11 protein-coding genes are annotated in these 11,230 nt (G+C 56.7%); 8 read left to right on the top strand and 3 right to left on the bottom strand.

What is annotated here, in order from left to right:
- Positions 1-39: 39 nt before the first annotated feature.
- The 3 genes from uvrD (at position 40) to corA (ending at position 3,509) form a co-directional block, all read left to right on the top strand.
- Positions 40-2,202: a DNA helicase II gene (uvrD, locus tag ACNQ0T_RS15375; protein ID WP_417930219.1), complete on the top strand. Its 2,163-nt coding sequence runs from the start codon at positions 40-42 to the stop codon at positions 2,200-2,202.
- A 149-nt stretch (positions 2,203-2,351) separates the two neighbouring features.
- Positions 2,352-2,408: a YsgD/CorL family protein gene (gene ysgD, locus ACNQ0T_RS15370; protein ID WP_212743980.1), complete on the top strand. Its 57-nt coding sequence runs from the start codon at positions 2,352-2,354 to the stop codon at positions 2,406-2,408.
- Between the two features lie 150 nt (positions 2,409-2,558).
- Positions 2,559-3,509: a magnesium/cobalt transporter CorA gene (gene corA, locus ACNQ0T_RS15365; RefSeq protein ID WP_003860807.1), complete on the top strand. Its 951-nt coding sequence runs from the start codon at positions 2,559-2,561 to the stop codon at positions 3,507-3,509.
- Positions 3,510-3,552: 43 nt separating this feature from the next.
- Here the strand turns inward: corA and rarD are convergent, their stop codons facing one another.
- Both rarD and yigI read right to left on the bottom strand, forming a co-directional pair.
- Entirely contained in the window at positions 3,553-4,449 is an 897-nt protein-coding gene (gene rarD / locus ACNQ0T_RS15360) for an EamA family transporter RarD (protein ID WP_023299047.1), read from the bottom strand.
- A 51-nt stretch (positions 4,450-4,500) separates the two neighbouring features.
- Positions 4,501-4,968 carry an acyl-CoA thioesterase YigI gene (gene yigI / locus ACNQ0T_RS15355; protein WP_006812366.1) on the bottom strand — a complete coding sequence of 156 codons (468 nt, stop codon included), beginning with the start codon at positions 4,966-4,968 and terminating at the stop codon, positions 4,501-4,503.
- 160 nt (positions 4,969-5,128) lie between these two features.
- Between yigI and pldA the strand changes: the two genes are divergently transcribed.
- The 3 genes from pldA to rhtC all read left to right on the top strand — a co-directional run bounded on the left by pldA (position 5,129) and on the right by rhtC (position 8,600).
- On the top strand, positions 5,129-5,998 hold the full coding sequence (gene pldA, locus ACNQ0T_RS15350; RefSeq protein WP_022646666.1) for a phospholipase A: 870 nt from the start codon (positions 5,129-5,131) through the stop codon (positions 5,996-5,998).
- A 90-nt stretch (positions 5,999-6,088) separates the two neighbouring features.
- Positions 6,089-7,918 carry an ATP-dependent DNA helicase RecQ gene (gene recQ / locus ACNQ0T_RS15345; RefSeq protein WP_417930213.1) on the top strand — a complete coding sequence of 610 codons (1,830 nt, stop codon included), beginning with the start codon at positions 6,089-6,091 and terminating at the stop codon, positions 7,916-7,918.
- Between the two features lie 61 nt (positions 7,919-7,979).
- Positions 7,980-8,600, top strand: coding sequence for a threonine export protein RhtC (gene rhtC / locus ACNQ0T_RS15340; protein WP_006179256.1), 621 nt, complete (start codon positions 7,980-7,982; stop codon positions 8,598-8,600).
- Here rhtC and rhtB read toward each other — a convergent pair.
- Positions 8,597-9,217, bottom strand: a complete 621-nt coding sequence (rhtB, locus tag ACNQ0T_RS15335; protein ID WP_038415047.1) for a homoserine/homoserine lactone efflux protein — start codon at positions 9,215-9,217, stop codon at positions 8,597-8,599. The two genes, rhtC and rhtB, sit on opposite strands and share 4 nt — an antisense overlap.
- A 111-nt stretch (positions 9,218-9,328) precedes the next feature.
- On the opposite strand from rhtB, the gene pldB reads away from it, so the two are divergent.
- Together pldB and yigL are read left to right on the top strand one after the other, a co-directional pair.
- On the top strand, positions 9,329-10,321 hold the full coding sequence (gene pldB, locus ACNQ0T_RS15330) for a lysophospholipase L2 (protein WP_022646668.1): 993 nt from the start codon (positions 9,329-9,331) through the stop codon (positions 10,319-10,321).
- Positions 10,322-10,352: 31 nt separating this feature from the next.
- The gene (gene yigL / locus ACNQ0T_RS15325; protein WP_063850220.1) at positions 10,353-11,153 is read left to right on the top strand and encodes a sugar/pyridoxal phosphate phosphatase YigL; all 801 of its coding nucleotides are present in this window, start codon (positions 10,353-10,355) and stop codon (positions 11,151-11,153) included.
- Positions 11,154-11,230: the final 77 nt, after the last annotated feature.

Below are 11,230 nucleotides of genomic sequence, written 5' to 3'. Positions count from 1 at the left end.
TGGAAACATTTGCCCGCCCGACATGACGTGACGGTGCCAATGGACGTTTCTTACCTGCTCGACAGCCTTAATGACAAACAGCGTGACGCGGTTGCCGCCTCGCGTACAAACCTGCTGGTACTGGCTGGAGCGGGCAGTGGTAAGACGCGCGTGCTGGTTCACCGTATCGCCTGGCTACAGAGCGTGGAGAACTGCTCGCCGTACTCGATTATGGCCGTGACGTTCACCAACAAGGCGGCGGCGGAGATGCGCCACCGTATCGCACAGCTAATGGGTACCAGTCAGGGCGGCATGTGGGTTGGCACCTTCCACGGCCTGGCGCACCGTCTGCTGCGCGCGCACCATATGGACGCTAACCTGCCGCAGGATTTCCAGATCCTCGACAGCGAAGACCAGCTGCGCTTACTGAAACGTCTGATCAAGGCGATGAACCTCGACGAGAAGCAGTGGCCGCCGCGTCAGGCGATGTGGTACATCAACGGTCAGAAAGACGAAGGGCTGCGTCCGCACCACATTCAAAGCTTCGGTAACCCGGTTGAGCAGACCTGGCAGAACGTCTACAAGGCCTATCAGGAAGCGTGCGATCGCGCCGGTCTGGTGGATTTCGCCGAACTGCTGCTGCGCGCCCACGAGCTGTGGCTCAACAAACCACATATCCTGCAACACTACCGTGAACGCTTCACCAACATTTTGGTGGACGAATTCCAGGATACCAACAACATTCAGTACGCGTGGATCCGCCTGCTGGCCGGGGATACCGGCAAGGTGATGATCGTGGGCGATGACGACCAGTCTATCTACGGCTGGCGCGGCGCGCAGGTGGAGAACATCCAGCGCTTTCTCAACGATTTCCCCGGCGCGCAAACCATCCGTCTGGAGCAGAACTACCGTTCTACCAGCAACATACTGAGCGCGGCCAACGCCCTGATTGAGAACAACAACGGGCGACTGGGTAAAAAGCTGTGGACCGATGGCGTCGACGGCGAACCGATTTCGATTTACTGCGCCTTCAACGAGCTCGACGAAGCCCGCTTCGTGGTGAACCGCATTAAAACCTGGCAGGAGAACGGCGGTGCGCTGGAGCAGTGTGCCATTCTCTATCGCAGCAACGCCCAGTCGCGCGTGCTGGAAGAGGCGCTGTTGCAGGTGAACATGCCGTACCGCATTTATGGCGGTATGCGCTTCTTCGAACGTCAGGAGATCAAAGATGCGCTCTCGTATTTGCGTCTGATTGCCAACCGTAACGACGATGCGGCGTTTGAGCGCGTGGTGAACACGCCGACGCGCGGCATCGGCGATCGTACGCTGGACGTGGTGCGTCAGGCCTCGCGCGATCGTCAGCTCACGCTATGGCAGGCATGCCGCGAGCTGTTACAGGAAAAAGCCCTCGCCGGGCGCGCCGCCAGCGCATTGCAACGCTTCCTGGAGTTAATCGACGCGCTGGCGCAGGAAACGGCCGACATGCCGCTGCACGTCCAGACCGACCGGGTGATCAAAGATTCCGGCCTGCGCACCATGTACGAGCAGGAAAAAGGCGAGAAGGGCCAGACCCGTATTGAGAACTTAGAGGAGCTGGTGACGGCAACGCGCCAGTTCAGCTACAACGAAGAAGACGAAGACCTGATGCCGTTGCAGGCATTCCTCTCTCACGCCGCGCTGGAGGCGGGTGAAGGGCAGGCCGATACCTGGCAGGATGCGGTTCAGCTGATGACCCTGCACTCCGCGAAAGGTCTGGAGTTCCCGCAGGTGTTCATCGTCGGGATGGAAGAGGGGATGTTCCCGAGCCAGATGTCGCTGGATGAAGGCGGGCGTCTGGAAGAGGAGCGTCGTCTGGCCTACGTGGGTGTGACCCGTGCGATGCAGAAACTGACCCTGACCTACGCGGAAACCCGCCGCCTGTACGGGAAAGAGGTGTATCACCGTCCGTCGCGCTTTATCGGCGAACTGCCGGAAGAGTGTGTGGAAGAGGTGCGCCTGCGCGCCAGCATCAGCCGTCCGGTCAGTCATCAGCGTATGGGCTCGCCAATCTCGGAAACCGATACCGGATACAAGCTGGGCCAGCGCGTGCGCCACTCGAAGTTTGGCGAAGGCACCATCGTCAATCTGGAAGGCAGCGGCGAGCACAGCCGTTTGCAGGTCGCGTTCCAGGGGCAGGGGATCAAATGGCTGGTGGCAGCCTATGCCAAGCTGGAAAGTGTGTAACTTTCAGAAAAATATCACTATTTTGTAATAATCTGCTAGCCTTATACGTTGAAGGTCAATTAATGCCCTTCAGCGTTCCGTTGCGTGTTGACGCCACAGTTATTGCTGGCGTAACATGCGCGCACGATTACGCTAAGAGGACATTCGCCTTGGACACACCCAGTAGATACTGGCTCAATTCCCTGTCATCCAGGAACAACTCCTAAGGCTATCTCCTCTTGCTGATGGCCTTAGTGGTTGTCAGCGACTGCATCATTCCCGTCGCGCTGAGTCAGGCTGTTTAATGGTCTGAAACCCAATTTGTTTCTGTGTGCCCACCGAACTGTCCGATATTTTTTGCATTGGGAGTCCCGGTCATGTTGAGCGCATTTCAACTCGAAAATAACCGACTGACTCGGCTTGAAGCCGAAGAGTCACAGCCCCTCATTGATGCCGTATGGGTGGATCTGGTCGAGCCGGACGACGATGAGCGCCTTCGCGTACAATCTGAACTGGGGCAAAGCCTGGCGACACGCCCGGAACTGGAAGACATCGAAGCATCCGCCCGTTTTTTTGAAGACGAAGACGGCCTGCACATTCACTCCTTCTTCTTCTTCGAAGATGCCGAAGACCACGCGGGGAACTCCACCGTGGCGTTCACCATCCGCGATGGCCGCCTGTTCACCCTGCGCGAGCGCGAACTGCCTGCGTTTCGTCTCTACCGCATGCGCGCCCGCAGCCAGGCGATGATGGACGGTAACGCCTATGAGCTGCTGCTGGATCTGTTCGAAACCAAAATCGAACAGCTGGCGGATGAAATCGAAAACATCTACAGCGACCTGGAAAAGCTGAGCCGCGTGATTATGGAAGGCCATCAGGGCGATGAGTACGACGAAGCGTTGTCCACGCTTGCAGAGCTGGAAGATATCGGCTGGAAGGTGCGTTTGTGTCTGATGGATACCCAGCGCGCGCTGAACTTCCTGGTTCGCAAGGCGCGTCTGCCGGGCGGTCAGCTGGAGCAGGCGCGTGAGATCTTACGCGATATCGAATCCCTGCTACCGCACAACGAATCCCTGTTCCAGAAGGTCAACTTCCTGATGCAGGCGGCAATGGGCTTTATCAACATCGAGCAGAACCGCATCATTAAGATCTTCTCGGTGGTTTCCGTGGTGTTCCTGCCGCCGACGCTGGTGGCATCCAGCTACGGGATGAACTTTGAGTTTATGCCGGAGCTGAAGTGGAGCTTTGGCTACCCGGGGGCGATTATCTTTATGATCCTCGCCGGGCTGGCGCCGTACCTGTACTTCAAGCGGAAGAACTGGTTGTAAAAATCAGGCGGGTGGCTCTGCGCTTACCCGCCCTACAAAGCACCTAAATTCCTCTGCGAGTCCTGCGCTGGGTATAAATTGCATCCGCAACGAAAATCGCCAGCGCCACCCAGATAAAGGCGAACGTCACCATCTTATCCGCACCCGGCACCTCGCCGTAAAACACCACCGCCAGCAGGAACATCAGCGTCGGGCCAATGTACTGGAAGAAGCCAAGCGTGGAGAGGCGCAGACGCGTTGCCGCGCCGGTGAAGCACAGCAGGGGTATCGTCGTGACCACGCCCGCGGCCATCAGCATCAGGTTCAGCGACCATGGGTTACTGCCCATGTGGCTGGTGGCGCTGTCGGCAATACCGAACAGGTAGATCGCGGCGACAGGCAGCAGCCACAGGGTTTCAAACAGCATTCCCGTCTGCGCTTCCACGGCGATTTTTTTACGCACCAGGCCGTAGAAGGCAAAGCTGAACGCCAGCCCCAGGGCGATAACCGGCAGTGAACCGAAGGTCCACAGCTGCACCAGCACGCCGCAGAGGGCCAGAATCACCGCCACCCACTGCATCCGGCGGAAACGTTCGCCGAGGAAAATCATCCCCAGCACGATGTTCACCAGCGGGTTAATGAAGTAGCCCAGGCTGGCTTCGAGCATGTGATGGTTATTCACCGCCCAGATAAACAGCAGCCAGTTTCCGCCAATCAGCACCGCAGAGAGGGCAAGCAGGAAGACCTTCTTCGGGGTTTTCAGTAGCGTTTTGACGCCTGACCACTGACGGCTGATGCTCATCAGCGCAATCATAAAGAAAAACGACCAGATGACGCGGTGAGTGAGGATCTCGTCCGCCGGGACATAGGCGATAAGCTTGAAGTACGCCGGCGCGATACCCCAAATAAAATAAGCGGCAAGGGCGAGTAAAACGCCCTGCCGCGTCTGTTTAGCATCCATCGGGAAAATCCGTTACAAAAAAGTGAAGTAATTTTACCCGAATTTGCCGTCTCAACCCACCATATAAGTGGCGGTTGCGCTGGCGATATAAACCTGCTCCTCGTTATGCAGCTCAACGCGGGCGACGGCAACTTTATTCCCGGCGCGCAGCAGGCTGCTGGTGCAGGTGAAGCGGTTTCCGCGTCCCGGACGCAGATAGTCGACGCGTAAATCGATGGTTCCCATGCGCGACAGGCGCTGGCGTAACTCATCTTCGTTGATGGTGTCATGGCGCGTCAGCGTGCTGCCCACGCACACCAGACCGGCCGCCACGTCCAGCGCAGAGGCAATCACCCCGCCGTGCAAAATGCTTTGCGCCCAGTTACCGACCATCATTGGCTGATTATTGAAACTCAGCTGAGCGAAGTCTTTTTCGTATCGCTCCAGCTCAAGACCCAGTGCACGGTTGAATGGCATGTGATACACAAAAATCTCGCCCACGAGCTTTAAGGTTTCTTCGGCGGTGAGTGTGGCTGACATCTGACGTGGCATCCTTGTTGTTAACAAAATGTTGATTTTATGCTTCAGGATAAAGGAATGCCACTTTAAGAAACGAGGAAGCGGAAGTTATCGCAGAAGTCTGTAGAATGCCCGGACAAAACTATTCATTAAATGTCACAATTTCAGGAGAACACCACCGATGCGGACGTATCTGGGTTGGTTACTGGCGGCGGTTGCGCTGCCCCTCACAGCATATGCGCAGGAAGCGACGATCAAAGAAGTGCATGATAAACCTGCCGTTCAGGGCAGCATCATCGCCAATATGCTTCAGGAGCATGACAATCCGTTCACGCTCTACCCCTATGACACAAACTACGTGATCTATACCCAGACCAGCGATCTCAACAAAGAGGCGATAAGCTCCTATAACTGGTCTGACAATGCGCGTAAAGATGAGGTGAAGTTCCAGCTCAGCCTGGCCTTCCCGTTATGGCGCGGCATCCTGGGGCCGAACTCGGTGCTTGGTGCATCTTACACGCAGAAGTCATGGTGGCAGCTCTCCAACAGCGGGGAATCTTCACCGTTCCGCGAAACCAACTATGAACCGCAGCTGTTCCTCGGTTTCGCCACTGATTATGAGTTTGCAGGCTGGACGCTGCGAGACGTGGAGGTGGGCTATAACCACGATTCCAACGGTCGTTCCGACCCAACCTCACGCAGCTGGAATCGCGTTTATACGCGTCTGATGGCGCAGAACGGCAATTTCATGGTGGAAGTGAAGCCGTGGTACGTGGTGGGCAGCACCGATGACAATCCTGATATCACCAAATACATGGGCTATTATCAGCTTAAAGTGGGCTATCAGCTGGGTGACGCGGTGCTGAGCGCCAAAGGGCAGTACAACTGGAATACCGGCTACGGCGGCGCAGAGCTGGGCCTGAGCTACCCAGTGACGAAACACGTTCGTCTCTATACCCAGGTGTATAGCGGTTATGGCGAATCGCTGATCGACTATAACTTCAACCAGACCCGCGTTGGTGTGGGCGTCATGCTGAACGATATTTTCTAAGCTGCTCGAATGTTTTTGCGTTAAACGTTGAAGTTTCTCTCTCAGGCGCTGAAAATAGCGCCTGTTTCATTTCTGGCATATGGGGTTAACGTGGCGCAGGCGGAAGTATTGAATCAGGAATCGCTGGCTAAACAGGTTTTGCATGAAACCTTTGGCTACCAGCAGTTCCGTCCTGGCCAGGAAACCATCATTGAAACCGTGCTGGAAGGCCGCGATTGCCTGGTGGTCATGCCGACCGGCGGCGGAAAATCGCTCTGCTATCAGGTGCCCGCGCTGGTACTTAATGGCCTGACGGTTGTGGTCTCCCCCCTTATTTCCCTGATGAAAGACCAGGTCGACCAGCTGCTTGCCAACGGCGTGGCGGCGGCCTGTCTTAACTCGACGCAAACCCGCGAGCAGCAGCATGAGGTGATGGCCGGGTGCCGCACCGGGCAGATCCGCCTGCTGTATATCGCGCCAGAGCGTCTGATGCTGGACAACTTCCTCGATCACCTGGCGCACTGGAACCCGGTGCTGCTGGCGGTGGATGAAGCGCACTGTATCTCCCAGTGGGGGCACGATTTCCGCCCGGAATATGCCGCCCTCGGCCAGCTGCGTCAACGCTTCCCTGAGCTGCCGTTTATGGCGCTTACCGCCACGGCGGATGACACCACGCGTCAGGATATCGTTCGCCTGCTGGGGCTGAAAGACCCCTATATTCAGGTCAGCAGCTTCGACCGGCCGAACATCCGCTATATGCTGATGGAAAAATTCAAGCCGCTGGATCAGCTCCTGCGCTACGTGCAGGAGCAGCGCGGCAAGTCCGGCATCATCTACTGCAACAGCCGCGCGAAGGTGGAAGACACCGCTGCGCGTCTGCAAAATCGCGGCTTTAGCGCGGCGGCATACCATGCCGGGTTAGAAAACCACATCCGCGCCGACGTACAGGAAAAATTCCAGCGTGACGACCTGCAAATCGTGGTCGCAACGGTGGCGTTCGGGATGGGGATCAACAAGCCTAACGTGCGCTTTGTGGTGCACTTTGATATCCCGCGCAATATCGAATCCTACTATCAGGAAACCGGCCGCGCCGGGCGTGATGGCCTGCCTGCGGAAGCGATGCTGTTTTACGATCCGGCGGATATGGCGTGGCTGCGCCGCTGTCTCGAGGAGAAACCGCAGGGGCAGTTGCAGGATATCGAACGCCACAAGCTTAACGCGATGGGTGCCTTCGCCGAAGCGCAAACTTGCCGCCGTCTGGTACTGCTCAACTACTTTGGTGAAGGGCGACAGGCGCCGTGCGGCAACTGCGATATCTGCCTCGACCCGCCGAAGCAGTACGACGGTCTGATGGACGCGCGCAAAGCGCTCTCGACTATCGGACGCGTTAACCAGCGCTTTGGGATGGGCTACGTCGTTGAAGTGCTGCGCGGGGCTAACAACCAGCGTATCCGCGATATGGGTCACGACAAGCTGCCGGTTTACGGCATCGGGAAAGACCAGAGCCATGAGCACTGGGTGAGTATCATCCGCCAGCTGATCCATCTCGGCTTTGCCACGCAAAATATTGCCCAGCACTCTGCGCTTCAGCTTACCGAAGCGGCGCGACCGGTCCTGCGCGGTGAGGTTGAACTGAAGCTCGCCGTTCCGCGCGTCGTCGCCCTCAAGCCGCGCGTGATGCAAAAATCCTACGGCGGCAACTACGATCGCAAGCTGTTCGCCAAGCTGCGCAAGCTGCGTAAAGCCATTGCCGATGAAGAGAACATCCCGCCATACGTGGTGTTCAATGACGCGACGTTGATCGAGATGGCCGAGCAAATGCCACTCAGCGCCAGCGAGATGCTCAGCGTCAACGGCGTCGGCACGCGCAAACTGGAGCGCTTTGGTAAAGAGTTTATGGCGCTTATCCGTTCCCACGCTGATGGTGATGATGAGAAGTAGTCAGCCGGGCGAAAAAGTGCCAGGATGATGACTCACTACATTATTTCCCCGCGAGCTAATTATGTTAATGCTATTTCTCACCGTGGCGTTAGTGCACATCGTTGCGCTGATGAGCCCTGGCCCTGACTTCTTCTTCGTGTCACAAACGGCCGTCAGCCGCTCCCGCAAAGAGGCGATGATGGGTGTGCTCGGTATCACCATGGGCGTTATGGTCTGGGCGGCGGTTGCGCTGCTTGGTCTGAACCTGATCCTGGCGAAAATGGCGTGGCTGCATAACATCATCATGGTTGGCGGCGGTCTGTACCTGTGCTGGATGGGCTACCAGATGCTGCGCGGGGCGCTGAAGAAAGAAGAGAAAAAGCCTGAAGAGCCAAAGGTTGAGCTGGCAACGGGCGGCCGTAGCTTTGTGAAAGGGCTGCTGACTAACCTGGCGAACCCGAAAGCGATTATTTACTTCGGCTCTGTGTTCTCGCTGTTTGTAGGAGATAACGTCGGTGCGGGCGCGCGCTGGGGGATCTTCCTGCTAATCGTTGTTGAGACGTTCGCCTGGTTTACCGTTGTGGCAAGCCTGTTTGCTTTACCGGCGATGCGTCGCGGCTACCAGCGCATCGCGAAGTGGATCGACGGCTTTGCCGGCGCACTGTTCGCCGGCTTCGGCATTCATCTCATCATTTCTCGCTAAGCATGACGCGCTGACGCAAGCAGCGCGCCAACCAGCATAAACAGCGAACCAAAGACTTTGTTCAGGGCCTTCATCTGCTTAGGCCCTTTGATCCACGCCGCAATTCGCTGCGCCAGCGTCGCGTAACCAATCATCACAATGATATCGACAATAATGGTGGTCGCGCCCAGCACCACGTACTGCATCACCTGGGGCTGATGCGGCACGATAAACTGCGGGAACAGGGCGGCGAGGAACACAATGCTTTTCGGGTTGGTCAGGTTAACGAATACCGCGCGCTTAAACAGGTGGCCGCGTGATTGCGTCCGGGAGAGCGTATGCAGATCAATCGAGCCTGCGGCGCGCCACTGCTGAATGCCCAGCCAGATAAGATACGCTGCGCCAGCCCATTTCAGCACCTCGAAGGCCAGCACCGAACGGGAGAACAGCGTGCCCAGACCAATCCCCACCAGCACAATGTGAATGCCAAGCCCTGTCTGTAAACCGGCAATTGACGCCGCCGCGCCGCGATAGCCGTGATTAATGGAGGTGGTCATGGTGTTGATTGCGCCCGAGCCAGGTGAAAGGCTGAGGATGATGGATGTCAGCAGGTAAGCGAACCACCACTCGAAGGTCATTTGAAACTCCCGGATCGTCTGTTTTTATGCCACAATACGCTATTGTTGAGTCATTTTGTGACCGGTGACGAAAAAAACGATATTCCCTGAATTACGGGGGGTGGAAACCCAATGTTTCAGCAGAAAAAGGACTGGGAAACACGAGAAAACGCATTTGCTGCTTTCTCCATGGGGCCGCTGACCGATTTCTGGCGCCAGCGTGAGGAAGATGAGTTTATGGGCGTCGGGGATATCCCGGTACGCTTCGTTCGTTTCCATGATGAAAAAAATGACCGGGTGATTGTGGTTTGCCCCGGGCGCATCGAAAGCTATATCAAATATGCCGAGCTGGCGTATGACCTGTTCCATCTGGGCTTTGATGTGTTAATTATCGACCATCGCGGGCAGGGGCTATCCGGCCGGATGCTGCCGGATACCCATCGCGGCCACGTGGATAACTTCAGCGATTACGTCGACGATCTGGCCGCGTTCTGGCAGCAGGAAGTGCAGCCCGGACCGTGGCGCAAGCGTTATATTCTTGCCCACTCCATGGGGGGCGCGATCTCGACGTTGTTTTTGCAGCGCCATAAGCACCAGTGCGACGCCATTGCGCTGACCGCGCCGATGTACGGCATTGTGATACGTTTTCCTGACTGGATGGTGCGCCATCTTCTCGACTGGGCTGAGGGCCATCAGCGCATTCGTGAAGGCTATGCCATAGGAACAGGACGCTGGCGGGCGTTGCCGTTTGCCATCAACGTGTTAACCCACAGTCGGCAGCGTTATCGCCGCAACCTGCGTTTTTATGCCGATGAACCGCGTCTGCGGGTCGGCGGCCCCACCTGGCACTGGGTGCGGGAAGGTATTCATGCCGGTGAGCAGGTGCTGGCGGGCGTAGGCGATGATGACACGCCGACGCTTCTGATCCAGGCGGAAGAAGAGCGTGTGGTGGATAACCGCATGCATGACCGCTATTGTGAACTTCGCGCCGCGGCGGGCCATCCCTGTGAAGGGGGTAAACCGCTGGTCATCAACGGTGCGTACCATGAGATCCTTTTTGAAAAGGACGCTATGCGCTCAGTCGCGCTCAACGCCATTGTTGAATTTTTCAACAGGCATAACTGATTATTGTTTTCCACCAGAGGTTGAAATCCCTATGTACCAGGTTGTTGCATCTGATTTAGATGGCACGCTGCTTTCCCCCGACCACACCCTGTCGCCTTATGCGAAAGAGACCTTAAAACTCCTGACTGCCCGTGGCGTGAACTTTGTGTTCGCCACCGGCCGCCACCACGTGGACGTGGGGCAGATCCGCGATAACCTGGAGATCAAGTCGTACATGATCACCTCCAACGGTGCGCGCGTACACGACACGGAAGGCAACCTGATTTTTACCCACAATCTCGATCGCGACATCGCCACTGATTTGTTCGGCATTGTGCATAACAACCCGGATATCGTCACTAACGTTTATCGCGACGACGAGTGGTTTATGAACCGTCATCGCCCGGACGAAATGCGTTTCTTCAAGGAAGCCGTCTTCAACTACTCCCTGTATGAACCGGGTTTGCTGGATCCTGAAGGGATCAGCAAGGTGTTCTTTACCTGCGAAAGTCACGAAGCGCTGCTTCCGCTGGAGCAGGCGATCAACGCCCGCTGGGGAGACCGCGTGAACGTGAGCTTCTCCACGCTGACTTGTCTGGAAGTGATGGCGGGCGGGGTGTCCAAAGGTCACGCGCTGGAAGCGGTCGCGAAGCGTCTGGGCTTTGATCTGAAAGACTGCATCGCGTTCGGCGATGGCATGAACGATGCCGAGATGCTCTCCATGGCGGGCAAAGGCTGCATCATGCAGAACGCGCACCAGCGCCTGAAAGATCTGCACCCGGAGCTGGAAGTGATTGGCACCAACGCAGACAACGCGGTACCTAAGTATTTGCGCAAACTGTTCCTTGAATAATCTTCATTTGATTGTTTATTGTTCAGATGTCAACTAAAGAGTTCGCTACAATGCCTCTCCTTCTTTCTGAGAGACAA

It is taken from the genome of Enterobacter cloacae complex sp.6700776 (assembly GCF_048284255.1).
GTDB lineage: Bacteria > Pseudomonadota > Gammaproteobacteria > Enterobacterales > Enterobacteriaceae > Enterobacter > Enterobacter intestinihominis.
The sequence above is the reverse complement of the archived record's forward strand: the minus strand, read 5'-3'. Positions and strand labels throughout refer to the sequence as shown.

What these genes read in the sequence shown, in the direction of transcription:
- uvrD (WP_417930219.1), top strand. Translation starts at nt 40, where the DNA reads ATGGACGTTTCTTACCTGCTCGACAGCCTTAATGACAAACAGCGTGAC.
- corA (WP_003860807.1), top strand. Translation starts at nt 2,559, where the DNA reads ATGTTGAGCGCATTTCAACTCGAAAATAACCGACTGACTCGGCTTGAA.
- rarD (WP_023299047.1), bottom strand. Translation starts at nt 4,449, where the DNA reads ATGGATGCTAAACAGACGCGGCAGGGCGTTTTACTCGCCCTTGCCGCT.
- yigI (WP_006812366.1), bottom strand. Translation starts at nt 4,968, where the DNA reads ATGTCAGCCACACTCACCGCCGAAGAAACCTTAAAGCTCGTGGGCGAG.
- pldA (WP_022646666.1), top strand. Translation starts at nt 5,129, where the DNA reads ATGCGGACGTATCTGGGTTGGTTACTGGCGGCGGTTGCGCTGCCCCTC.
- rhtC (WP_006179256.1), top strand. Translation starts at nt 7,980, where the DNA reads ATGTTAATGCTATTTCTCACCGTGGCGTTAGTGCACATCGTTGCGCTG.
- rhtB (WP_038415047.1), bottom strand. Translation starts at nt 9,217, where the DNA reads ATGACCTTCGAGTGGTGGTTCGCTTACCTGCTGACATCCATCATCCTC.
- pldB (WP_022646668.1), top strand. Translation starts at nt 9,329, where the DNA reads ATGTTTCAGCAGAAAAAGGACTGGGAAACACGAGAAAACGCATTTGCT.
- yigL (WP_063850220.1), top strand. Translation starts at nt 10,353, where the DNA reads ATGTACCAGGTTGTTGCATCTGATTTAGATGGCACGCTGCTTTCCCCC.